Origin of the sequence: Lonsdalea populi (assembly GCF_015999465.1) — a bacterium.
In the GTDB taxonomy this organism is placed as follows: Bacteria; Pseudomonadota; Gammaproteobacteria; order Enterobacterales; family Enterobacteriaceae; genus Lonsdalea; species Lonsdalea populi.
The window spans coordinates 1,797,698-1,822,970 of record NZ_CP065534.1 but is presented as its reverse complement, the minus strand read 5'-3'; the positions used below and the strand labels follow the sequence as shown (position 1 = coordinate 1,822,970).

The following is a 25,273-nucleotide window of genomic DNA, read 5'->3' as shown; positions in this document are numbered from 1 at the left end:
AGTGCCGTCAATGGGGCCTATCCCTTCACTTTTCTTAAAAGGAGGGTTCAAGTAGAATGCCCCCACGGATGAAGTCCATACTAATATCGGTATTACTCAAAGACTCATGACCCTGCTTGCGCTTGGCATTAATCATAGAACGGCTCCGGTTTCTTTGCGGGAACGCATTGTGTTCTCGCAGGATAAACTTGGGGCAGCGCTGCACAGCCTGTTACAGCAACCGCTGATACAGGGTGGGGTACTGCTATCCACCTGTAATCGCACTGAACTCTATCTGAGCGTGGAAGCCGAAGAGAATCGGCGTGAACAGCTCATTCACTGGCTGTGCGAGTTTCATCACCTTAGCGCGGACGACGTGCGTAAAAGCCTGTATTGGCATGAGGGCAATGCGGCTGTTAGCCACCTGATGCGTGTCGCCAGCGGTCTGGATTCCTTAATCCTTGGCGAACCTCAGATTCTTGGCCAGGTCAAAAAAGCGTTTGCGGAATCTCAGCGTGAACGTTCTCTGTCAGGCGACTTGGAACGTCTGTTCCAGAAATCCTTTACGGTCGCGAAACGCGTCCGTACCGAAACAGATATCGGCGCCAGTGCTGTCTCCGTCGCCTTTGCCGCCTGCACGCTGGCACGTCAGATTTTCGAATCGCTGGCGGAGGTCAATGTCCTGCTGATCGGCGCCGGTGAAACGATCGAGCTGGTGGCGCGTCATTTGCGCGAACATCAGGTCAAGCGTATGTGGATTGCCAACCGGACGCGTGAACGCGCACAGGTCTTGGCCGACAAGGTGGGGGCAGAAGTCATTACGCTGAGCGAGCTGGACGGCCAACTGGCGCAGGCGGATATCGTCATCAGTTCCACGGCCAGCACGTTGCCTATTGTTGGGAAAGGGATGATGGAGCGCATGCTTAAAGTGAGGCGTAACCGCCCTATGCTGATGGTGGATATTGCGATACCGCGCGATATTGAGCCGGAAGTCGGCAAGCTGCCCAACGTCTACCTATACAGCGTGGACGATCTTCATGCAATCGTGCAGCAGAATCTGGCGCAACGCAAAGCCGCTGCCGTGCAGGCCGAAACGATCGTTCAGCAGGAAAGCTTGGAATTTATGGGCTGGATGCGTGCGCAGACGGCGGTAGAAACCATTCGTGACTACCGCTCTCAGGCGGATATGTTGCGTGAGGAAATGACGTCCAAGGCGCTGGAGTCGATCCAGCAGGGCGGGGACGTGGAAGCTATCGTGCAAGAGCTGACGCATCGCCTGACTAACCGTTTAATTCATGCACCAACCATCTCTCTTCAGCAGGCTGCCCGCGACGGCGATCAGGACCGTTTGCAAATTTTGCGTGACAGCCTCGGCTTGAACTAGCATCCTTCTCACCCTTTTCGATTAACGACAGGATATAACACCACGCATGAAGCCTTCTATTGTTGCCAAACTGGAAACACTGCAAGAGCGCCATGAAGAGGTCCAGGCGCTGTTGGGCGATCCCGGCGCGATCGCCGATATTGACCGTTTTCGCGCGTTGTCCCGGGAATATGCTCAGTTGACCGACATTACCCGTTGTTTCCAGTGCTGGCAGCAAACGCAGGAAGATATTGCCACGGCGGAAGCGATGATGGACGATGCTGAAATGCGAGAAATGGCGCAGGAAGAGCTAAGCGAAGCAAAATCCGCAAGTGAGGAGTTGGAACAGCAACTGCAGGTGCTGCTGTTGCCGAAAGATCCTGATGACGATCGCAACTGCTATCTGGAAATTCGTGCCGGCACCGGCGGCGATGAAGCCGCGATTTTCGCCGGCGATCTCTTCCGTATGTATAGCCGCTATGCAGAATCACGCCGCTGGAAGGTGGAAATGGTCAGCGCCAGCGATGGCGAGCATGGAGGTTACAAAGAGGTGATCGCTAAAGTGATCGGTGATGGTGCATACGGACAGTTGAAGTTTGAGTCCGGCGGCCATCGCGTACAGCGTGTCCCGGCGACGGAATCTCAGGGGCGCATCCATACCTCCGCCTGTACGGTGGCCGTGATGCCGGAAGTGCCGGAAGCTGAACTGCCGGAGATCAATCCGTCAGATTTGCGCATCGATACCTTCCGCTCATCCGGCGCGGGCGGCCAGCACGTCAACACCACCGATTCCGCTATCCGCATCACGCATATTCCTACCGGCATCGTCGTTGAATGTCAGGATGAGCGTTCGCAGCATAAAAACAAAGCCAAAGCGCTTTCCGTGCTGGGTGCGCGCATCCGTGCCGCAGAAGTGCAAAAGCGTCAGTTGGAAGAGGCTTCAACGCGCCGAAACCTGCTAGGCAGCGGCGAACGTTCCGACCGTAACCGTACCTACAACTTCCCGCAGGGACGCGTGACGGACCACCGCATCAACCTGACCTTATACCGTCTGGATGAAGCGATGGAAGGCAAACTGGATATGCTGATCCAGCCGATTGTGCAGGAATACCAGGCCGACCAGCTGGCCGCACTGTCCGAGCAAGAGTAATGGATTATCAACGCTGGCTGCAGCAGGCCATTGCACGGTTGCAGGACAGTGATAGTCCCCGGCGCGATGCGGAAATCCTGCTCGGTTTCGCGACGGGGAAAGCACGTACTTTTATCATGGCGTTTGGCGAAACCATGTTGTCTGAGGCAGAACAGAGGCAACTGTCGCAATTGCTGGAAAGGCGTGTTGCCGGTGAGCCGGTCGCCTATCTTACTGGCCAAAAAGAGTTCTGGTCGCTGCAGCTGACCGTTTCTCCCGCCACGCTCATACCGCGGCCGGATACCGAGTGTCTGGTCGAACACGCTCTGAGTTATCTTCCGGCGGAGCCTGCTGACATACTGGATTTAGGCACCGGCACGGGCGCTATCGCATTAGCTATCGCCAGCGAGCGTCCGGATTGCCGCGTACAGGGCGTCGATATTCAGCTCGAGGCGGTCACGTTAGCAAAGGAAAACGCGCAGCGCCTCGGCATCAGCAACGCCTATTTTACTCAAGGAAGCTGGTTTTCTAGGGTTGAAGGACAACGCTTCATCCTTATCGTGAGTAATCCGCCCTATATCGACGCCGAAGATATCCATTTGTCCCAGGGCGACGTGCGCTTTGAACCGAGCGGCGCCTTGATCTCAGGTGAAGAGGGACTAGCGGATCTGCGCGTGATTATTACGGAATCTCCCCAGTATCTTCTGCCCGGAGGCGGGCTGCTGTTGGAGCATGGTTGGCAGCAGGGGGCTGCAGTACGCTCCATGCTGGAACAGCGAGGTTTCATTCGGGTAAAAACGCATAAAGACTACGGCAGCAACGAGCGTGTTTCGCTGGGTTTTTGGCCGGAATGACGATCCTTTCTCCCCTAACTCCGGCAAAATGATACACATCGCTCATTTTGCCTACCCTTCATCGTGGAATGCTGGCTGCGAGAGAGCCCGTTTGGCATAATTACTTACATTCTGTCTTGCGTTCGGGGTTGTAGCCCCTGCGACGACGACAGAAAATTAGCAGGATAGCGTTAATGTTTTGCCTTGGTGGGCCTGCTATCTATTAAACGCTGGATTTTCACCAAGTTACCTATGCTGATGGAATACCTATGAGTGCTATTGCCGATTTCGAATTTAACCGCTCACCGTTGAGTGAAGGGGTAATCTTAGTTTCCCAGGAAATACGCTGTGACTTCTCTGCAACGGAAGTGCGACGAAATCTGCAACACCTTGTCGATGAGGCCCGGACGGCTATCCCGACTTATCTTGCCCCGGAACAAAAACTTGAAAAGCTGATTGGGCTGTTTTTCGGCTCATGGGGATTTGGTGGTGCCAGCGGCGTATATCGGCTGTCAGACGTATTATGGCTGGATAAGGTTCTATCCACTCGTCAGGGGATGCCGGTTTCGCTGGGCATTATTTTCATGCATATCGCTCAGCAGATTGATTTGCCGTTGATGCCGGTTATTTTCCCCACCCAGTTTATTATTCGTGTCGACTGGCTGGATGACGAAATGTGGCTCATCAATCCGCTTAACGGCGACACGCTGAGCGAACATGTGCTGGATGTCTGGCTGAAAGGAAACATTGGTCCTTCAACTCGGCTGTTGGATGAGGATCTGGACGAAGCGGAAAACGTCATGATTGTCCGCAAATTGCTGGATACGCTGAAAATTGCGCTGATGGAAGAAAAGCAAATGGAGCTGGCTCTGCGCACCTGCGAGGCCGTGCTTCAATTCGACCCGGAAGACCCTTATGAGATACGCGACCGGGGATTGATCTACGCTCAGCTTGATTGCGACCATATTGCGCTCTCTGACCTGAGCTACTTTGTAGAACAATGTCCCGAGGACCCTGTCAGTGAGATGATCAAAGTACAGATACACTCGATCGAACAGAAAGACATTGTGTTGCATTAACTGCGAGTTTGATTTTGATTTATCCGACATTAAGGTAACTGTATGAATAACAAAGTGGTTAACGTCGGGAATATCCCGGTTGCCAACAATCTTCCTTTTGTACTATTTGGCGGCATGAACGTACTTGAATCACGCGATCTGGCGATGCGGATTTGCGAGCATTACGTCACCGTCACGCAAAAGCTGGGTATTCCCTACATTTTCAAAGCGTCGTTTGATAAAGCTAACCGCTCTTCTATCAACTCTTACCGTGGCCCAGGGCTGGAAGAGGGGATGAAGATTTTTCAGGAGCTTAAGCAGACCTTTGGCGTGAAGGTTATCACCGACGTTCACGATGCACTGCAGGCTCAGCCGGTATCAGAAGTCGTTGACGTTATTCAGCTGCCTGCATTTCTGGCGCGTCAGACGGATTTGGTTGAAGCGATGGCCAAGACTGGCGCCGTGATCAACGTCAAAAAACCGCAATTCATCAGCCCAAGCCAGGTCGGGAATATTGTTGATAAGTTCCGTGAAGGGGGAAATGAGCAGGTCATCTTGTGCGACCGCGGTAGTAATTTCGGTTACGACAATCTGGTTGTCGACATGTTGGGCTTCAATGTAATGAAGCAGGTCTCTGATGGTTCACCGGTCATTTTCGACGTCACTCATGCCTTGCAGTGTCGTGACCCGTTCGGTGCGGCATCGGGCGGACGTCGTGGTCAGGTGACGGAACTGGCAAGAGCAGGGATGGCTGTCGGTCTGGCTGGTCTGTTCATTGAGGCGCATCCAGATCCGGATAATGCCCGTTGCGATGGGCCTTCAGCGTTACCGCTGAGCAAACTGGAGCCATTCCTGATGCAAATCAAAGCGATTGATGATCTGGTGAAGAACTTCCCTGAACTGGATACTAACCATTAAGTTCTTAGCGTATTAGCGTATGCTTACTACTGAGCCTGCCAACGTGCGGGCTTTTTTATTTGCTCAATCATCGAATCCATATTAGTTACAACATACATTCAGCTCAATTAAACAACCTTACCTAAGCATCGGCGTTTTAACTTATTCATACAGAAGAAACAAAGGGCGGGGCTCATCTCAAATTAATCGAAAGGACGCTTGCCACGGAAATGACTTCAAGCCTCATATTCAAACCAGCTGGATCGAGGTTGACTGCGAAACTTAATTAAAGGTAGGTAAATTGACTCGATATATTTGATTTATCGACCCATTGCCGTTAATACGCCAGTAAGAGTCGCATGTTGAAGATTGAGAGGGGACAAATAAATGGGATACCGGCTATGAGCAGATATCCCATCAAGGTGAGCGTTTACTTGTAGAGATCAGCGCTAATCGTGTAACGATCGGCTTTATCTTGCCACTCTTTGGTGATGTGATAGTACTTCGCGCCTTTATCCGCGGCGCGCTTGGCAATAGCTTCGGTCATCTCTGTCGGCGTGCTGAACCGTCCGCGAATGCTCACGGAATCGAATGGCACCATTTGTGCCGCCGTCGCATTGTTCAGTTCCTGGATACGATTACCGTCTTTTGTCGTCACCGTATAACGCGGACCAACGCTGGAGGACTGCGTCTGAAAGAAGTTGCCGACATTGCTGCTCAGGCTGGAAGAGGTCGCCACGCCAGGGATTTCCACACGTTTAGCCGCTTCGCCGCCTGCGGCCAGCGCCGCTTTACCAGCCTCGGAATCGGCAGGGATGACATCCGAACTCTGGACATGGCGTTTAGCCGCATCTTTTTTGTAGATGAAAGCGGTAATATTCTGGCTGTTGCCGCGGGAGTTGATGTCAACTTGGCGGGCAATAAAGAAGGCATAAGCACCTTTGCGCTGAGCCGCTTCGCCAATCGCCGCAGTAACATCTAACTGCGTTGGGAAGTAGCCGTTCACGGTAACCGTGTCAAAAGGCTCCAGCTGCGACGCCTCATTTTTTGGCAGCTCTTTCACGCCGCTAAATGCGCGATAGGTTGTGACGTCGGAAACCTTGGGCGCATCATTGTGGTACAGGTCTACCGTCACCGCCCAGCGTCCACCGTTAACTTCAGCCGTGCTTTGGATGTAAAACGCATCTGCGCCTTTTTCGTCAGCGCGCTTAGATGCGTCGGCAGCCGCTTCATAGATAGCGTTATAGCGCCCCATGAAGGTAATACGTTCAAAGGGTTTTACGGCTTCGGCCTTTTCTGGAGTCAATTCCTGCGCAGCCTGCGCGGAAAACGCTAATATGGAGAGGAGGGTGGAGGCAATAACGCGAGTTCTCAGCTTCATAAAAAATCCTTTCGCCTGACGCAGTACGGTTAATTCGAATAGGCACGCTGTGTGTTAGTCGCCGATTATGTCACGTAATAATCCCCAGTGCTTCAGCATTTTAAAGCAAACACCCTTGCTGGATCATCGACCATAAAGAGGAGGGCAAACGTGGAAATAAAGACAACTGATATAACTGAGTCAATCATGATTGTTTTTTATTAGCGTTCCCCGCCATTAACCACGCCTATCGGCTGATTTTGTGAACCGACCGAAAATATTTTTTCGACAATTATGTTAACGAACATGAGGTTTAGGGGCTGCAGACGCGAAAAATCGTGGTTCGGCTCGCCTTTACAGAGGTTTTAAATCAAAATTATTTTACAAGTGGATCATTACTTCCATTTTCAGTAGGTTATAACGGCATTTATCGAAAAGTTCGAGGGTGTGAACTTATACGGTAGATAATTTTTCAGGTAAATCATTATAACAACCTTCGTTAAATATGAGCGAAAAGGGATTCCGTATGCGTATTGGTGTACCAAAAGAACGGCTAACCAATGAAGCCCGCGTGGCCGCAACGCCGAAAACGGTGGAGCAGTTGCTGAAATTGGGCTTCGAGGTAGCAATAGAACGTGGGGCTGGGAAGCTTGCCAGCTTCGAAGATTCCGCCTATGAACAGGCCGGCGCGACGCTCCTGGATACAGCGGATATTTGGCAGAGTGACATCATCCTTAAAGTGAATGCGCCGGAAGATGACGAGGTCGCACTGACTCGCGCTGGCAGCACCGTAGTCAGCTTCATCTGGCCCGCACAAAACCCTGAATTGTTGAAAAAACTGGCTGACCGTCAGGTGACCGTGATGGCAATGGACTCCGTACCGCGTATTTCACGCGCACAGTCTCTGGATGCCCTGAGTTCAATGGCCAATATCGCTGGTTACCGTGCGATCGTTGAAGCCGCCCATGAATTCGGCCGTTTTTTTACCGGACAAATCACCGCAGCGGGTAAAGTTCCTCCGGCGAAAGTCATGGTGATCGGAGCCGGCGTTGCCGGGTTGGCCGCTATCGGCGCGGCGGGGAGCCTGGGTGCTATCGTTCGTGCCTTCGATACCCGTCCTGAAGTGAAAGAGCAAGTGCGTAGCATGGGCGCAGAGTTTCTGGAACTGGATTTCGAAGAAGAAGCTGGCAGTGGCGACGGCTACGCCAAAGTGATGTCAGAGGCCTTTATCAAAGCGGAAATGGCGCTGTTCGCCGCCCAAGCGAAAGAGGTGGATATCATCGTCACCACTGCGCTGATCCCCGGTAAGCCTGCACCACGTCTCATCACCAGAGAGATGGTGGAGAGCATGAAACCTGGCAGCGTTATCGTCGATTTGGCCGCGCAAACCGGCGGAAACTGCGAACTGACGGTGGCCGACAAGGTCACGGTAACGGACAATGGCGTCAAGATCATCGGTTACACCGACCTGCCTAGCCGCTTGCCCACACAGTCTTCCCAGCTGTACGGCACCAACCTGGTGAACCTGCTGAAACTGTTGTGCAAAGAGAAGAATGGCGAAATTGATGTCAACTTCGAAGATAACGTAATTCGCGGCGTAACCGTCGTGAAAAGCGGTGAAATCACCTGGCCGGCACCACCGATTCAGGTATCCGCTCAGCCGCAGCAGGCCCAACCTGCCGCCGCCGCGCCGAAGAAACCGGAAGCGAAACCTGCCTCTCCGTGGAATAAATACATCATCCTCGCGGTGGCTATCGTCCTGTTCGGCTGGTTGGCCAACGTGGCGCCGCCAGAGTTTCTGTCGCATTTCACCGTGTTCGCGCTGGCCTGCGTGGTCGGATACTACGTGGTATGGAACGTCAGTCACGCGCTGCATACGCCGCTGATGTCCGTGACGAATGCCATTTCTGGCATCATCGTCGTCGGGGCACTGCTGCAGATCGAGCATGGCGGCTGGGTGTCGTTCTTTTCCTTTATCGCTGTACTGGTTGCCAGCATCAATATCTTCGGTGGTTTCACCGTCACTCAGCGCATGCTGAAAATGTTCCGCAAGAATTAAGGAGTCAAGGATGTCTGGTGGATTAGTTACGGCAGCCTACATCGTCGCTGCCATATTGTTTATTTTCAGCCTTGCAGGGTTATCCAAACATGAAACCTCTCAACAGGGGAACATTTTTGGGATTACCGGTATGGCGATTGCGCTGCTGGCGACCATTTTGGGACCAAATGCCGATAACGTCGGGTGGATCATCGTGGCGATGGCTATCGGCGGCGGTATTGGCGTGCATCTGGCGCGCAAAGTTGAAATGACGGAAATGCCGGAGTTGGTGGCGATTTTGCACAGCTTCGTGGGTTTCGCTGCAGTATTGGTTGGCTTTAATAGCTATATCGACCACGGTGAAATTACCGATCCTGTTCTGATCAACATTCACATGACCGAGGTTTTCCTGGGCATATTCATCGGTGCGGTCACCTTTACAGGTTCGGTTATCGCTTTCGGGAAGCTCCGTGGAACCATCTCCTCCAAACCGCTGATGCTGCCTAACCGCCACAAGCTGAATCTGGCGGCACTGGTCGTATCTTTCCTGTTGTTGTTGGTCTTCGTGAATACAGGCAGCGTTTCCTTGCAGGTGCTGTCTCTGCTGCTGATGACGGCTATCGCACTGGTGTTCGGCTGGCATTTGGTCGCGTCTATCGGGGGCGCGGACATGCCGGTTGTGGTTTCCATGCTGAACTCCTATTCAGGTTGGGCCGCTGCGGCAGCGGGTTTCATGCTGAGCAACGACTTGCTGATCGTCACCGGTGCGCTGGTTGGTTCTTCCGGTGCCATTCTGTCGTACATCATGTGTAAAGCGATGAACCGCTCCTTTATCAGCGTCATCGCGGGCGGGTTTGGTACGGACGGCGCCGTCTCTTCAGCCAGCGAGGAAGTGGGCGAATACCGCGAAACCACCGCGGAAGAGGTGGCTGAACTGCTGAAAGGCTCCAGTTCAGTCATTATCACCCCGGGCTATGGTATGGCCGTCGCACAGGCGCAATACCCGGTTCATGATATTACCGCCAAGCTGCGAGAACGCGGCATCAATGTTCGTTTTGGTATCCATCCGGTCGCCGGACGTCTGCCGGGTCACATGAACGTGCTACTCGCCGAAGCCAAAGTGCCCTACGACATCGTGCTGGAAATGGATGAAATCAATGATGATTTCACCGACACTGACACCGTCCTGGTTATCGGCGCCAACGATACGGTCAACCCGGCCGCGCAGGAAGATCCAAACAGTCCCATCGCGGGAATGCCGGTTCTAGAAGTGTGGAAAGCGCACAATGTTATCGTGTTCAAACGCTCAATGAACACGGGTTATGCTGGCGTGCAAAACCCGCTGTTCTTCAAAGAGAACACGCAGATGCTGTTTGGTGATGCTAAAGCCAGCGTCGAAGCCATTTTAAAAGCGCTCTGAGCTTTCTTTTACGCTCTCCCAACGCCGCCTCGTGCGGCGTTGTTTTTTTCTTTCGGCAAAAGCCTCTCTCGTTCACTCTTCAATCACACAATACGGACTTCCGTTAACTAGAACGTCGGCGAATAAAGCAAACACGCGAGGGATTATTGCGTGGGTGACCAAGCTGTGCGGCGGTCATGTATCTGTGTGATTATGAATAAGTTAGACGAGGGAAGTATGCAGGGCGCCCAATATTCTGCGCCCTGCAATAAAGCGCTATTTGTTACTGCTCGCTAAATTATTCTGGCGCGTTATCGTCGCCACTGTCGCCAGAGGCCAAGGGAGAGACGAAATCATCCGGCTTGATCGCCAGTAAATCGCATTTCAGGCGGTCAATCACGTGTTCGACGGTGTTGCCGATAAAGGCGGCGGACAAACCCGTTCGACCGAGAGAGCCGAGAACGACGACACCGGCCTGCAGATGTTCCGCCAAATCGGGGATCACCTCTTCAGGCAATCCTTTTTCAACGTGGGTAAGACGCTCGTCGAGGCTGAATTTTTGCCGCAACGCCTTCATCGCCAACAGGTGCTGGCCGCGGATGGCGTCGTTGTACACGCTGGGGTCAAAGTCCGGCAGTTCAATGGCGACATTGATGGGCGTCGCCGGATACGCCCCCACCAGATGCACATCGGTCTGATTGACCTGTCTGGCGAGGTCCAGCGTTTCGGAGACCAATTTGATATTCAGTGGGTCGTGTAAAGGATCTTCGCTCGCAAGGTTAACCGCCACCAACGCCTGACCGCCGTCGGGCCAGGGCTGATCTTTCACCATCCAGACCGGGCAGGGGCATTTGCGCAACAGCTGCCAGTCGGTCGGCGTAAAAATGACCGCTTCCAATCGATCGTGCTGGTGCGCCATTTTCAGCAGCAGATCATGCTTGCACGCGATGACTTCCTGAATGATGGCTTCAAACGGCTTGCTGTGCCAAACCACTTTTATCTCAATGGGGATGCCCATATCCCGGTAGTACTGGCTTTGCTGAGCAATCCATTCTGTTCGCTGAGCGATAACGCCTTGCCGCATCTCGACCCGCTCATCGGGAGACAGCAGCGTCGTCATTTCATAGGAAAAATCGTAGATCGGCAGAAACGCTTTGATACGGCCGCCAAGCCGTTGCACCAAATACACGGCGCGACGCAGTGCCGGTTGGTCATCCTGATTAGGGTCAATAGCGACCAGTAGATTCTGATACTTCGCCATAGGTCCTCCTTTCGGCTGACGATTCGCAGCCTGTATAAATAAGAGTACCCCAAGAAAATTATTTTGAACAACTGATGATGGGAGCCGAATCAATAATTGAGAACAACCGTTGATTCGGCAGGGGAATTAGATTTTCTGGCGGGCAGTTCCGGCCAGTTCGGCCAGCGCTTCAATCTTTTCGATTGTGATGTATTTGCCTTTTACCGCCAGCGTCCCACTTTTCTGGAAGCGGCCCAACAAACGGCTGATGGTTTCGACCGTCAGGCCGAGATAGTTACCGATGTCGCCGCGCGTCATCGTCAGACGGAATTCGCGGGGAGAGAAGCCTCGTTGCGCAAAGCGGCGTGACAGATTGTAGATAAAGGCAGCCAGTCGCTCTTCCGCATTCTTTTTCGACAGCAGCAGGATCATGTCCTGATCGCTACGGATTTCACCGCTCATCAGCCGCATCATCTGCTGACGCAAATTGGGCATTTTTCCAGACAGGTCGTCCAGCGTCTCGAAGGGGATTTCGCAGACCATCGACGTTTCCAACGCCTGCGCAAAGCTCGGGTGCAGAGCGTTGCCAATGGCATCGAACCCGACCAGATCACCAGCCAGATGAAATCCGGTAATCTGCTCGTCGCCCTGTTCGGTAATTGTGTAGCTTTTGATCGTTCCAGAGCGAATGGCATAAAGGGATTTCAGCTCATCGCCGGCCTTAAATAACGCTTGTCCTTTCTGGATCGGTTTCTTCCTTTCAATGATGTTGTCGAGCTGGTCCAGCTCATGCTCATTTAAGGTAAAGGGGATGCAGAGTTGGCTGATGCTGCAATCCTGACAATGGATTGCGCAACCACCAGACTGGATGCGTCGGATTATGCGCTTTTCAGGAATCATAGGTTTTGCTCTGGCGATAATTGACATTGGTCAATTTTAACAGCTTTTAAGGTCACTGATAAGACCACAGACCTCCTGGAAGGGTGAATATAACGCTCTGAGAGTTTAGAAATGTGAATAGCTGGTAATCCTGTGTTAACCGTTAAATGTGAAGGTATAAGCCAATGTGAAAATGTTACTCGAGGAATTACACATTGCTATGATAAGTAACCTTCATGTATGAGTAGCCATTGTTTACGCTGAATACCACCGGCATAACCGGTCAGCGCCCCTCCTGCGCCAATGACTCGGTGGCAGGGCACGACGATGCAAATCGGATTTGCGCCGTTCGCCATACCAACGGCGCGTGATGCCGTTGGGCGTCCGAGACGAGCAGCGAGCTGGCCGTAGCTCATCACAGATCCGCACGGAATATCTCGTAATGCCTTCCACACTTGCTGCTGAAAATCGGTTCCCGCCGCCGCGACCGGCAGAGTATCAATCGCCGTCAATTCTCCGGCGAAATAGCGCTGTAGCGTTTCGCTCAATCCGCCGGGATTAGCGCTGGGGGTCAGCCGCACGGGCGAATCGCGATAGCGACGCTTTAGCGTCTGATGCAGCTTTCCTTCAAATTCGCTCCATTCGAGTGCGCGCAGGTGGTGATCTTTATCGGCAACCACCATCAGTTCCCCAATTGGCGTCGAAATTTTATCAAATAGAAATGTTTGCATCACGGTGTCCCCAGAAAGATGAGTGGCTAAACGAGCATACTATCGGCTTCGCTTTTTGACTATGGCTAGATCATCAGCAAAGGGGAGCTGGCTATGGCGGATTTCATAGCCGTAATTTTGATGATCACCCTGAATTACCGCTTTTTTGTACAAATAAGGCCTCTTAAGAAAAGAATCTCGAAGCACAGCCGATAAGAACCTATTGATTCACAACATTTACGTTTAATAAAGAGATAGGGATGGAGCTATGCCGATGAAATTTCGGGTCAGTTATATCGTCGCCGCAGCGTTGCTGACAATGCCTGCTATCGGGCAGACGCAGAACACCGACTCAGACAGGATAGAGGGCTATACGTCACAGGCGCTGGCGTCTGCGTTACCAGATACCATCGACGGTTTGGTGCGGCGCAGTCTGAACACGGACACAAGCAACCATATTATTGATGCGGAGTACATTGAGCCGGCGAAAAAACGTAAGGCGCTGATTTCTCTGTATACACTACCAGTCAATACCCGCAGCGAAATCCCTCACGCCGATCGGGAGACCGAAGTGGACGCCGTCATCGCCAGTGCGGAAAAAGAGATGCTGCGCCAGCGGATCCCGCCGGAGAAGCGGATACTGACCAGCAGCAACGGTTCAACGATACGCTGTCTGCAGACGATGCTGAACAAACAGGTGCTGCACACCCTTTGCGCCACTTACGTGCAAGGTCGGATTATGGAAGTGCAGCCGGTCACCTTCACTGATATCGCCGTATTGCCCGCCGCCGTCGCGGCGCAGGATAAACAGGTCCTCGAAATCAGCGATAAGATGCATGCGCTGCCAGCAAAATAATCTCTACCGTATGTGGGCCGAGGCGCAGACCCACGTCATTTCCCCGCTTAACCGCCCGACGCGCCCCCCGTAGGAGATGCCGCTAACGCCGCCTGGATACGCATCGGGTTGAAGTATTGACGCATTAGCACCACCTTATGATCTTCATTAAACTCGTAGCGAATCGCCCAGTCATAGCTGTAGGGCATGCGCGTCGTCTTGGTGATGCCTTGCTCGCCGCCGTAGGCCATCGCCTCGTTGCCGTTGAAAAATACGTTTTCGGTGCCGATACTGCTGAACTCCACCGTTTGTTCCATCAGCGACCAATAACGGTTAAAGCCGTCATGCCCATAAAAAACGCCGGCGTAGGGAACATCGATGGGGCCGGAAATATCCCAGACGATGTGTTCACTCATACACGCCACCGCCTTTTGTACATCACCGGAAGCATAGGCCAGCATCAACGTACTCAGCGTGCTCTGATTGCTGCTAAAACTCACATCCAGCACGGCGCTCGGTGACGTCGTCACTTTTGGCGGAGTATATTCAAAGGTTGGCGCACAAGAATAATCGTTGTCGCCGGGGTACGGCATACGAACGATATGCAGAAAGTCATCCCGCAGCGCATGCATGGATGCCAGCGCCGGCATCAGTTTTTGAGGTTTACCGCACAATCCTTGCTGAAGCTGTTCAAGCAATTCGCAGTAGCGACGGTTAAACCGCACGATCGCCGCTTGCTCATCGCCAGCGGGATAGTCGCTGACTTTGAGTCCGCTGTGGGTTTTGACGGCGTGTTCCCATCCGGTAGTCAGCTGTACGCCCGACGGTCCGCTGGCGATGGTGTCACAAGACACGTAACGACGGCCGCGGTAGATTTCATTAAACCGATAGTAGTGCGCTATCTCACCATCATCGCTGAGCCAGAGTTGATTCGGCGATCCTTCTCCCTGGTGATAAATGACTCTTACCGCCTCAGTGGCGCTGTTCAAGTCGTACACCGGGATCACGTTACTGCCCGCGCCGTAAGTAAAATGTTCGGGAGCGATTTGGCGGTTCGCGTCGCCGCAAAAGACCGCTTTTTCGCCGAACGCCTTCACCGCTGCCCGCAGGCGAGATTCGATATAGACGTAAAATTCGCCGATGGTCATGTCGCTGCAGACGTGATTCGCCACGACCTCGGGGCGGACATATTTCGGATGCTCAATCTGCATCGCCTGATGGATGGCGTGGGGAGAGAACGCGTGCAACTGAATTTCTAGGTCATCGATGCCAAACGGCAGCGGCGCAGGATAGTCCGGCAAGAAGTCGGGGGAGTTGACCTCCGGCGAACCGCCCACGGCATTGAGCAGGTTACCGACCAAAACGAAGTGCAACATTTCTTCGACGACGACGCTGCGAATAACGTTCAATATCCAGTGGTCGCTATCGTCGTTCAGCGTATAAAGCAGAGTGAGGTAAGGGGGGATGACGGTGTGTTCCAGCACCATCGCTTTTTTCAGCAGAGTGCGGATATCATCCAGCTCCTGACTCAGCGTTTGTCGACTGTCGAGCTCGACAAATCCGTTGACCGTGAAGTGAGCCTCCCTCTGATGCTGGCAAGCGTGATCGTGTAAATTCATGGTGACAATTCCATTTTGGGGGCTGTGTGAGTCGTGAAATCGGTTTCACGCAAAGAAGTTTTTTTCTTATATCGTTCTCTCGATCAGGCCACAACACGTGCTGATTTTGTATGGTTTTTGTCGGTTTTCTCTAAAGGCGTTGATCTGGATCGCTTTTTGTCCGCCACACACGTCAGGCATAGGCTCATGCGTTATAACGCGTGCATGTGATGGAGCGAAAAGTATCAATGTCGCGGCGACAAGCAGGGAGAATAATATGCGAAAGGTCGTCGCACACGCGACCAGGTTGAGGAGTGAGGGGAGAAAACAAGCACCGCACCTGAGGTCATCAGATGCGGTGCCGGCAAATTTACGCGTCGGACTTGATCAGCGCCAGGACTTGTCCCAGACGCTCACGCTGTTTCGGCCTGATATCCCGTCCCGCGGCATAGCCCGCATTGCGGATAATGGTTTCATTCAGACCGATCAGCCAGTCGTAGATGTAATAGGCCGTACTGTTGGTCGGCGTCACGGACAGGCGCGTCAGCCGCTGTGCGGCGCCAAAACTTCCGGCCTGCTTTTCGGGACGGGCAAAGATTTTCTGCCCTTTATTGACCCGGCTCTCCGGACGTTCCGTTTCTTTCACCCGCTGGAAGCCCAGCCAGGCGACGAAGTCGCCCAGCACGGTCAGCGCACGGGAAACCTGACGGTCGGTTTTATTTTCCCGGTTCAGGTCCGACTGCTCTGCGTTCACCAGAACCGTCAGCAGCTCTTCTTCGATTTTCAGACGAATTCCGGCGGTGATCAGTTCCTCCACCAACATTTCGATCGTGGGGCGGGCCACGCCAAGTAGTTCTATGACGGCGTCATTTTCCGGCAGATTGCGCAAGTGCGTGATCCAATAGCGATAGACGCTGCGAGCGAACTCGGCCTCGTACCCCTGACTGTCCGCAATATCCGGCTCCGGGGATTTAAGCTCTTTGGCGTCGTTGGGTTCTTCGCTGACCGGCTCATCGCTAAACAGATCGATTTCCAACCCCACGCCGAAGGGTTCATAGCTCGCTGGCGGCGCAGCGGCGTCCACATCGTCCGGATACGCGCTATAGCTGCGCGGAGACAAATCCGACTGTTGCAGATACAGCCTGCGCAGCTCATCCCGCGACGGCAACAGACGTTCCAACATTTCGCCGTGAACACCGGTTCGGGTCTGCAATGCTTTCAGCATCGACTCGGCAATCTGCTGCTTTTTCGCCGGTGCATCCGCGCCCGCGGGCTGATACCAGCTCCCCAACAGATTCTCGGTCAGCTCACGCTGTAGCTCGCTCAACTGTTCGTTGACGCGGTTGAGTTTCACCTCGCGGCGAACTTCCGCATCCAGCCAGGCCGCCATACGATTCACACCGCGTTTGTCCAGCGCCAGCATCGTTCCCCAGGCATCGCCGGGGTTGCCGACATAGCGCTGAACCGCCTCGTCGTTGTTGTGTCCGTGCGTAAAGCGCCGGTCGAATTTGGTGACCGCCCAGATCAATCCGGGTTTACGGCGGCTACGTATCTGCGGGTTTTCGCCTTGAGTATGACGTACCCAGTAGTCCAGCGCTTTGCCGACGGTTTTCACATCCTGTTTACCGGCGGCGGCCGTACACACCAACAGCACGTTCATCTCCTGACTGTCGGTGTAACGCTCCAGAAGATAGGCGCGTTTCGCGTAGAGCAGGGTCTGCGCCAGCGGGTGGGGGGCGCTACGTAAAGGCCGGCTGAAGTCTTTCTCATTGTCCACATTCGGCTCGTCGTTCACCAGACTGAAACCGGGGAAATCCAGTAAATCGACCTGTTCGAACAGCGTTTCACGCGGCGCGTTCAGCAGCGGAATTTGCAGCTCCGCGGTCAACATCATCAGCTCCGCCAGAGACAGTTCGACGGTTTTCGCCGCACGGCCGCCCACGATAGGACGCACCTGAACGCTCATATCCGCCGGACTATTCAGGCGGTCGAACAGGCTGGCGTTCAGGATGCCGCCGTCGGCGTGCATGCTCTCATCCACCAGTACGCTCAGCGGTGCCAGCACTTTTCGCGCGCTGGAGAGGTGTTGCAGCGTATAGGCAAAGTAGCGATAGGCGGACGTGATGTCGGCCTGCTCGGCCCACAATAGGGCGAACAGGCTGGCGCGATCGTCCACGCTCAGGAAAGGCGCCAGCTCAACCGCAGTCGGCCAGAACTGACCGGCCAGAATTGTCTGACGCCTGGCGTCGTGACGCGCCAGATAGTCCCACAGCGCGACCACGTCGTCGCTGTCCATACCAGGAACCGGCGTGGTTTGCCGGTGCATCGCCAGCATTTTCAGGTGCTCGGCGATGTGCTGCTCATCCAACGCTTCATTCGCCGGAGTGCGACGGTGATACAAAAACGCATTCGCCATAATCCGCGCGATATCCGCTTCATTCAGCAGTTGCAGTTGAACCGGGTTCGGCGTGTTTTTACCTTCTGTTTGGCGGGTAAAACGCGTCACAAACGCCGAAGACTGACCCGTCGGGTTGAGGTGTGTTTGGTAATCCAGCGTCAATCCGCCGACGCTGGTTTCCAACCGACCGTTTTCACCGGCGGCCAGAGACGAAATCAGGTAGGACTTGCCCGCCTGCGACAAGCCGAAAAAGCCCATCGCGATCTCTTTGGTGGCGGAGTCCATCAGATCGCGCGCCTTATTGCGACTGCTGCGCAGTTTGATGCTCAGGCGATCCGCTTCCATATCCAGACGAGGAACATTACGGCGCGTATCGTCCAGCCAGGCTATCGCTTCGTCGACGCCCTGAGAGACGGACTGCAACTGACGGTTAAGTCGGCTCGATAGTTGTTTGGGCGTTAATGGTTTCATTTCTTAAAGACGCTCCCGCTATCGATCCAGTAATGAGTCATGCCCGAGCCAGTGCTGGCCAGAGTATTCAGACGAAGTTTCAAATGCTGCGGAGGCACCGGTTGGCCATCCCCCAAAATCGCTTCGGCGATCTCAAAACACTCCGGCGTGTCGTGGCCTTCGCCTTTGACGACGTCAAGACGCACGTGCAACATACTGTCACCCGCGACTTTTCTTGCCAGCTCCGGATCTACAATCGAGAGGGAGTAAAGCGGAGAGGCGGGCCACCGGTCGTTATCCAACTGGCGGAAACCCAGGCACAGTGAGCCGCGCACGTCGAAACCAGGCTGCTCGCGCAGGGTGAAGTCGGCGACATCCAGATCGATATCATGGTAGTAAACATTATCCGTGGTCAACGCCTGGCTGCTGTCCAGCATTCCCAGGTAACGCACTGTGGAATAGGGCTGGAAATCGCCCGCCTTAAAATAGAAGCCCGGCAGACGCAGGTCGAGCGCCAGCAGGCACAACATCGCGCCTACCGCGGCGGTCGATTTCGGATTGTCGATCCGTCCACGCTTGTTAAACGGATACCAGTCGCTGGTGTGGTAGCCGTCCAGCGACAGCATGCGGTTGATCGGCAACGGTTGAAGATGACGGAACAGGGCCTGAATACCGGGGAAGCGCGAAGGACGTCCCGTTAACAGCAGCACATCGCAGGCGTAGAGCGAGACGACTTCGGACATCAGACGCAGATGCTGGGTAATGCTCATGCGGTTGGACAGGAACTCGGCGTGCAGCTTGCTTAAGCGCAGAACCAGCGGCACCTGCAGAATATCGAAGCCGACTTCTTCTTCCGACAGCTCGCGCTGCACGCCGCTGTTGACGTAATCCAGGACTTTCTGCGTCGGCAGCTGGCTCAGCAGCTCGCCGAACGTGGCGTCGATCTCCGCATTCAGATCCAGCGGATCGAAGTTTTCATAGGCCTCCAGCACCGCCTGACCGATCGGGATGAACAGCTGCAAGGTGACCTGTTGACGCAGCGTCAACTGCCCATCCATCCGGCCTTCGCTCCCGAACAGGCGGGTCATCACGCCTTCCGGGCTGGTCATACCGGCTTTTTTCAGCGCGGCCTGCAGCGCGGGCAGGACGTACATTTGAATGACGTCGAGCAGGATATCATCACCCGCCACTTTGAACCCTTCGCGGAACAGCAGGCGCGGAATGATCTTCACATTGCTGCCGACGCCGTCGTCCAGCCAGTACTGCGTGATCGCGAGGTCGGTGGTGCCGCCGCCGATATCGATAGAGGCGATGCGCAGTGTTTTTCCGGGCTGTTCGTCGTCCGCCAGTTCTTTATCGGGACGCGCCATGCTGGCGAAGAATGCTTCAGCGCGTCCGCCAAAGTTCACCTGCGCTTCGTTATACAGGTATACCATCTGGCCGCAGGTCGCTTCATCCCACTCCATCTGGACTTCCGGCACAGGAACGCGGCTCAGCGCTTTATCCTGCGGCGTGTGGAAGTCTTCATCCGCCGGGTGCCAGCCCATCGCTTTCCACACCAGTCCGATAGCCTCATACATACGGCGGCGGAAGATTTCCCGCTCCGGCTTCGGCATTGCCGAGGGCAGGGTCAGAATAATGTTGCGCAGCTGACGCGGCGCGTTGGCGTGGATCATTTTCTGACGCTGCGCCGCACTGTTCATCTGCATCAACGCCTGCGCCAGCAGTTCGGACAGCATAAATGTCATAACCGCGCTGCGGCTGTAGTGGGGCGCGAATACCGGCAGACGCTCATCCAACGGCAAATTGAACAGCGGCTGACCTTCGTCATTGACCAGCATGGTCAGCGGCATCGCCGTCGCCAACGGCTCCTGCTGGGCTGCGCCCGCAGGCTGACCGAAACGCCAGCCGGGCATGTAGGGTTCTTCGTCCCACAGATAACGTCGCGGGCTGGAAATGCCGCTGGAGCCTTCCGTCCCCTGACGCTGCAGCGCCATACGGCTGGCCTCGCGTCCGACGCGGGTGATGGACGGCCATACGAAAGCGTCTTCTCGGCCGCTTTCGTAGGAGAAGTTCTGTTTGCCGAATTTGGCCTGTGCAAACTCCACGCGGCTGTCGAACAGCTCGTTGTAAAGATGGTGAGGCTCGCTCAGGTCGCGGATCTGCATTTCGTAGGTCTGCTTCAGCCCATTGCTTTCGTCCGCGTGATCTTCCACCAGAATACCGGCGGTGTGCGAGTTGCCCACATCCAGGATCAGGTCGACGTTGACGGCCGGCTCTTGCAGCGTACTGGCGGTGATCTGCACCTCGGGAATGTCCAGCAGGTTGCCGAGCACGTCCAGCAGGTTGAGGAAATGCGCCTGATATTCGAAGTCGCGCAGTCCCTGACGAATTTCGTGCGGCTTACGACGTTCGCGCTTCGCGGCCTGCTGAGAGAAGGTCTCGCGCAGCCAGCCGTCGACCCAGGTCAGATCCAGAAACTCATACAGCTCGTCGCTGTGGTAGGCCAAAGTAAAGTTTCTGCCGGTGTTAATGTCGTTCTCGCTCGGCGCCAGCGACTCATATTCATGGCTTTCAGGATAAACCTTGGTATCGAAGGCCAGACAGATGCGGTGCGTGTTGCCGTCCTCATCCGGCTGGTCCAACTCTAATACTTGAACGCGCGCCCAGTTTTGAGGGCCGCCGAGGAACGTTCGCGGCGGGTTGAAGCGGAAAAACGGCAGTGGCAGCCAGGCCTGACTTAGCAGGTTCAATGACCGCTTCAGCGTGAAGTTCGACTCGGGGTTTACCGCCTCCGGCAAGACATTGGTTTCGCCAGGCAGCACGAACTTGCCGTTGTTTTCGTTGTAAATCAACCGCAGAAGGGGGCCATTGGCGCTCTTGCGGATAAACCGGTTGGCAATGTCTGCCTCAGAATTGAGTTTGATCGCGAAATCGAGAAACTGGATACCGCTATTCTGAATCAGCGTAATGCGTTGTTTATAATCAGTAATGGTTGCCAGCATTATTATTTACTCTCACGCTTAATCGTCATCGGTAATATCGTGTCGGCGTCAAAACGGCCTTTGCAGTCCGCCGCTTCGGCGGTGTCCACCCGGTTACAAACGACTTCCGGCATGCTGTAACGCGACCCGTCGCTGCATCGTGCGCGGTAGCGGCTGTTGATCACCAGGTTACCCGACTGATGAAGTCCGGCTTCGACGTCGGCGCGGCAGGTGACTTTATCGCCGTAAGTGAATCTCACTCGGCCTTTACCGTTCTGGATCTGGTACCTCAACACCGGCGGCTTGCCGGTCAGCGGATTTTTCACGATGGCGGTCGCCTGCCAGTTGCCGTTCAGGAACCGGACAGAGCCGACGCGGATGGACTCTGGCGGCATGACCAGCACCCCTTTGGGCGCTGGCGTCAGGTGCGCAGCGTCGCTGGCTGGCGCGGCGTCCGGCGCTTTGTCTTCACTCGCCACCGCAGGCGGCGCGACGGGCGGTATTATGGTGGCATCACCCAACGGCAGCCCCGAGAAGCTCAGCAGCGGGGATTCCACCGGCGTTGAGGTCGCGTCTAATACGCGTTTTTCGGGTTTGACGACAACCATCGAAGGCGCTTTTTCGGAAGGCGGCAACGATACACAGCTGCGCATTTGCATGCCCAACGTGACCAGCAAACCGGCGCAGGGAATTAGCCACCACGCGCGTAGCCAGACAGAACGTGACGCGGGTTTCGGCACGTCCGGCACCGTAAACGCGGGAGCCGGTTCGGACGATACGACGGGGGCAATATCTGGCTCTGGTTCCTGAATCTCAGGTTCAGGCGCTTCAAGCGGTTCCGGCTCGGGCGCTTCCACCATCGCGGGCGGTTCGGGCGGCGCCACGGGGCGCAGGCATTCCAGCGCATCGGCGCGGAATTTTTTGCCGAGATTGACGAAGCCCCAGAAGGTAATGACCGGTTTATCATCAACCAGATAAACATGATTGGGACCGGGGAACTGGATCGCTTTCGCCAGCAGGACGCCAAACAGTTTCAGCGCGGGTTTTTCGGAGGACTGCGCCTTCTCGCTAATCGCGGCGATGGTTTGCTGGTACTGTTCCAGCAGTTCAAGCGCGTACTCGCGCTGTTCATCGCTTGCGGCCATCCAGGACGTCATTTTGCCTGCGATGGGCGCATACCAGTCGATGCGATCGCCTTTTTCATTAGGCTGGGGAATGGCCAGACAGCCAGCGATCGGCTGCTGCTTACGCAGTCGCAGTGTTTCCCTGAGTTGCAGCGCCGAAGCGTAAACGGGCTGTCCGTTCTCTCCTAACGCCAGAAAGTCGTCCAGATTGCCACTGCGTAAAAATAGTTTTGCCACGCCAAATAGACCTTGTGTAGTAGATGTTTCAGGCAGAAAAAGCTCGTGTATGTCTGCGCCAGCGTAAATTCTACCTTTTTACCAGCAATTCAAACGCCAAAAGAAGCGGCAAAAGGAATAAATGCTTGCCCTATCAGCGTTAATTTTTCCCGTACCAAGGGTAGCCCGTAACGCAAAGTAATGAAATGCTGAAGCGCGTTCTACCGACCACACCGCCGTGTCATTTCACGTCATACAAAACCACCACCGCGGGCGCGAACGAAGGCAGCGAATGAACGAAAAGGGTGCGCAGCCGTATCGGATGCGCACCATTAAACGTCGTTTACTGCGGTCTCGGACTGGAAGGGAGACCACCACTCCATATCCACAGCCGCATCATCTCGGATTTGGTCAACGCGTTACCCGTTGGTCGCTCGCTTTCTCTTCCCGCGTTATCTATCGGGTGGCATAGATAGTGCTTACCACACTCCGGGCCAACTGCGTCATCATCACAAAGAGACCGGCGTCCCATCGCAGTTTTTCGACGCATCTCAGGGATGCGCGATGACATTGTTAAGCAAGGGGAAATGAATAATGACAGCGCTCAGTATGCCAATACAGGTATCGGCCCGCACCAAGTGGATTCAGATGGTGCTGGGATTAATTTGCATGGCCTCGATATCCAGTCCGCAATACGTCTGGACCTTAATGACCAAACCATTCACAGAGAAAATCGGCGTCAGCCTGCCTGAACTACAGGTCACTTTTTCTCTACTGATTATTCTGCAAACCTTTTTCTCGCCGTTTCAGGGCAAGCTGATCGATCGTTTCGGGCCACGCCTGCTGATCTCGCTGGGGACCGTATTATCCGGGCTCAGTTGGGTACTCTCCGCGCAGGTTCAGAATCTGGCGATGCTTTACCTGGTTTATGGTTGCCTTGGCGGACTGGGGACGGGAATTGTGTATGTCGGCGTCGTGGGGTTGATGGTGCGCTGGTTCCCGCGTCATCGCGGATTCGCCGCGGGTATGGTGGCCGCCGGCTATGGTATGGGGGCGATCCTGACCACGTTTCCGATTTCGATCAGTCTGGGTCAGCAGGGGCTGGAGTGGACGTTACTGGTCTTCGGCAGCGTGTTCGCGCTGGTGGGACTGCTGGCCAGTCAGGGGTTGAGAGTACCGGTCGACGAGGATACCGCCGCGCAGCCGCCGAGCAAGCTAGAACAGAGCCAGCGCCAGTTCGCCTCCCGTGAGATGCTGCGTCAGCCGTTGTTCTGGCTGATGTTTCTGATGATGGCGATGATGTCGACCTCCGGACTGATGGTGACGTCGCAGATGGCGATCTTCGCCCACGACTTCGGCATCACCAGCGCGGTGGTGTTCGGTATGGCCGCGCTGCCGCTGGCGCTGACCATCGACCGGTTCACCAACGGATTGACCCGGCCGCTGTTAGGCTTTATTTCCGACCGCTTCGGGCGTGAAAACACAATGTTTATCGCGTTTACGCTGGAAGGGTGTGCAATGACGCTCTGGCTGATGTCGCGGGATAACGCATTGCTGTTTGTGCTGCTGTCAGGCGTCGTGTTCTTTGGCTGGGGCGAGATCTTCTCGCTATTTCCTTCGACGCTGACCGATACCTTCGGCACGCAAAACGCGACCGCCAACTACGGCTGGCTGTATATGTCGCAGGGCGTGGGATCGATCCTGGGAGGCCCGCTGGCGGCATTGCTGTACCAATACACGCAGGGGTGGCATGTGGTTTTCGGCACCGCGATCACGCTGGATTTCGTCACCGCCGCGCTGGCGCTGTGGGTGCTCAAACCCTGGCGTTTACGCTTTATCCGCAGCCATAGCTGACTGGTTCGCCGGAAGAGAGGAGGAAGATCGCAGGCAAGGGCAGGCTCATCGGGAGGATGAGCCAGTGAGAGGATTCAAAATGCCTGGAACGTCGGGCGCAGCACGATTTCGTTGATGTCGACTTCGTCTGGCTGTTCGATGGCATAGGCCACGGCCCGCGCCACGGCGTCCGCCGGAATGGCTTCTAGATAGAACTCATTGACCGACTCCAGACTCTGCGCATCTGTGCTGCCGTGTTTCAACTCGCTGTCCACCGCGCCGGGGCAGAGGGTGGTGGTGCGGATATGCGGCCCGACCTCGTGGCGCAGCCCCTCGGAAATGGCTTTAACGGCAAACTTGGTGCCGCTGTAGACCGTCCCGCCGGGGCTGAATACCTTGACGCCGGCGACGGACGAGATGTTGATGAAATGTCCGGACTGCTGTTTTTCAAACACCGGCAGCGCCGCCGCAATGCCGTACAGAACGCCTTTGATGTTGATATCGATCATGCGATCCCACTCCTCGGTCTTGCCCAGAGTCAGCGGCGCGATCGCCATCAGTCCGGCATTATTGATCATCACATCCACGCGACCGAACGCGGCCAACGCGCTATCGATGATATTCTGCACTTCGTCCTTGCGGGTGACGTCCGCCTTGACGGCGATAGCCTTACCGCCGTGTTCGGTAATGTCGGCGACCAGTCCGTCCAGCCGCGCTTTCCGGCGCGCCGCCAGGACCAGAACGGCGCCGCGACCGGCGAGATGACGCGCGCTGGCCTCGCCCAGACCGCTGCTGGCGCCGGTGATCACGACCACTTTACCGCTAATGTTATTCATGCCTGCACCTACTGATTGGGGGGTGTGAGGACGTAAGCGTCCAGAATATTGCGTTGTACGATATTGCACATCAATGACGGGGGAATGACCGAAGCCGTTCTGGCTCCGGCCATC

Annotated in this window: 18 protein-coding genes; 9 read left to right on the top strand and 9 right to left on the bottom strand. The window is 55.0% G+C overall.

Annotated elements, in window-relative coordinates; genetic code table 11:
* Positions 1–106: 106 nt before the first annotated feature.
* From hemA to kdsA, 5 genes are all read left to right on the top strand, one after another.
* Positions 107–1,363, top strand: coding sequence for a glutamyl-tRNA reductase (gene hemA / locus I6N93_RS07905; protein ID WP_085684102.1), 1,257 nt, complete (start codon positions 107–109; stop codon positions 1,361–1,363).
* A gap of 46 nt (positions 1,364–1,409) precedes the next feature.
* On the top strand, positions 1,410–2,492 hold the full coding sequence (gene prfA / locus I6N93_RS07900) for a peptide chain release factor 1 (RefSeq protein ID WP_085684104.1): 1,083 nt from the start codon (positions 1,410–1,412) through the stop codon (positions 2,490–2,492).
* Positions 2,492–3,325, top strand: a complete 834-nt coding sequence (prmC, locus tag I6N93_RS07895; RefSeq protein WP_085684106.1) for a peptide chain release factor N(5)-glutamine methyltransferase — start codon at positions 2,492–2,494, stop codon at positions 3,323–3,325. The genes prfA and prmC overlap by 1 nt, the downstream gene beginning before the upstream one ends.
* Positions 3,326–3,573: 248 nt before the next feature.
* A complete protein-coding gene (gene sirB1 / locus I6N93_RS07890; RefSeq protein ID WP_085684108.1) occupies positions 3,574–4,383 on the top strand; it encodes an invasion regulator SirB1 in 810 nt (269 codons plus the stop codon).
* A 42-nt stretch (positions 4,384–4,425) separates the two neighbouring features.
* A complete protein-coding gene (gene kdsA / locus I6N93_RS07885; RefSeq protein WP_085684110.1) occupies positions 4,426–5,280 on the top strand; it encodes a 3-deoxy-8-phosphooctulonate synthase in 855 nt (284 codons plus the stop codon).
* A gap of 409 nt (positions 5,281–5,689) precedes the next feature.
* Here the strand turns inward: kdsA and ydgH are convergent, their stop codons facing one another.
* Positions 5,690–6,640 (bottom strand): DUF1471 family protein YdgH, encoded by a 951-nt coding sequence (gene ydgH, locus I6N93_RS07880; protein ID WP_085684112.1) that lies wholly within the window; start codon positions 6,638–6,640, stop codon positions 5,690–5,692.
* Between the two features lie 505 nt (positions 6,641–7,145).
* On the opposite strand from ydgH, the gene pntA reads away from it, so the two are divergent.
* Positions 7,146–8,678 carry a Re/Si-specific NAD(P)(+) transhydrogenase subunit alpha gene (pntA, locus tag I6N93_RS07875; protein WP_085684114.1) on the top strand — a complete coding sequence of 511 codons (1,533 nt, stop codon included), beginning with the start codon at positions 7,146–7,148 and terminating at the stop codon, positions 8,676–8,678.
* 10 nt (positions 8,679–8,688) lie between these two features.
* The gene (gene pntB / locus I6N93_RS07870; RefSeq protein WP_085684116.1) at positions 8,689–10,077 is read left to right on the top strand and encodes a Re/Si-specific NAD(P)(+) transhydrogenase subunit beta; all 1,389 of its coding nucleotides are present in this window, start codon (positions 8,689–8,691) and stop codon (positions 10,075–10,077) included.
* Between the two features lie 277 nt (positions 10,078–10,354).
* Here the strand turns inward: pntB and uspE are convergent, their stop codons facing one another.
* The 3 genes from uspE to ogt all read right to left on the bottom strand — a co-directional run bounded on the left by uspE (position 10,355) and on the right by ogt (position 12,906).
* Positions 10,355–11,317, bottom strand: a complete 963-nt coding sequence (gene uspE / locus I6N93_RS07865; protein WP_085684118.1) for a universal stress protein UspE — start codon at positions 11,315–11,317, stop codon at positions 10,355–10,357.
* A 126-nt stretch (positions 11,318–11,443) separates the two neighbouring features.
* Positions 11,444–12,196, bottom strand: coding sequence for a fumarate/nitrate reduction transcriptional regulator Fnr (fnr, locus tag I6N93_RS07860; RefSeq protein ID WP_085652022.1), 753 nt, complete (start codon positions 12,194–12,196; stop codon positions 11,444–11,446).
* Between the two features lie 197 nt (positions 12,197–12,393).
* Entirely contained in the window at positions 12,394–12,906 is a 513-nt protein-coding gene (gene ogt, locus I6N93_RS07855; RefSeq protein ID WP_085684120.1) for a methylated-DNA--[protein]-cysteine S-methyltransferase, read from the bottom strand.
* 247 nt (positions 12,907–13,153) lie between these two features.
* On the opposite strand from ogt, the gene I6N93_RS07850 reads away from it, so the two are divergent.
* Complete coding sequence (locus I6N93_RS07850; protein WP_139829899.1) at positions 13,154–13,741, top strand: hypothetical protein; 588 nt, start codon at positions 13,154–13,156, stop codon at positions 13,739–13,741.
* A gap of 47 nt (positions 13,742–13,788) precedes the next feature.
* Here I6N93_RS07850 and I6N93_RS07845 read toward each other — a convergent pair whose 3' ends face one another.
* The 4 genes from I6N93_RS07845 to I6N93_RS07830 all read right to left on the bottom strand — a co-directional run bounded on the left by I6N93_RS07845 (position 13,789) and on the right by I6N93_RS07830 (position 22,511).
* Positions 13,789–15,339: a ferritin-like domain-containing protein gene (locus I6N93_RS07845; protein ID WP_085684124.1), complete on the bottom strand. Its 1,551-nt coding sequence runs from the start codon at positions 15,337–15,339 to the stop codon at positions 13,789–13,791.
* Between the two features lie 349 nt (positions 15,340–15,688).
* Positions 15,689–18,187: a putative virulence factor gene (locus I6N93_RS07840; protein WP_085684126.1), complete on the bottom strand. Its 2,499-nt coding sequence runs from the start codon at positions 18,185–18,187 to the stop codon at positions 15,689–15,691.
* The gene (locus I6N93_RS07835) at positions 18,184–21,171 is read right to left on the bottom strand and encodes a virulence factor SrfB (RefSeq protein ID WP_085684128.1); all 2,988 of its coding nucleotides are present in this window, start codon (positions 21,169–21,171) and stop codon (positions 18,184–18,186) included. The genes I6N93_RS07840 and I6N93_RS07835 overlap by 4 nt, the downstream gene beginning before the upstream one ends.
* A gap of 2 nt (positions 21,172–21,173) precedes the next feature.
* Positions 21,174–22,511: an SrfA family protein gene (locus I6N93_RS07830; RefSeq protein WP_085684130.1), complete on the bottom strand. Its 1,338-nt coding sequence runs from the start codon at positions 22,509–22,511 to the stop codon at positions 21,174–21,176.
* Between the two features lie 573 nt (positions 22,512–23,084).
* Between I6N93_RS07830 and oxlT the strand changes: the two genes are divergently transcribed.
* Positions 23,085–24,344, top strand: a complete 1,260-nt coding sequence (oxlT, locus tag I6N93_RS07825; protein WP_085684132.1) for an oxalate/formate MFS antiporter — start codon at positions 23,085–23,087, stop codon at positions 24,342–24,344.
* Between the two features lie 74 nt (positions 24,345–24,418).
* Here oxlT and I6N93_RS07820 read toward each other — a convergent pair whose 3' ends face one another.
* A complete protein-coding gene (locus I6N93_RS07820; protein ID WP_085684134.1) occupies positions 24,419–25,159 on the bottom strand; it encodes an SDR family oxidoreductase in 741 nt (246 codons plus the stop codon).
* Between the last annotated feature and the right edge of the window lie 114 nt (positions 25,160–25,273).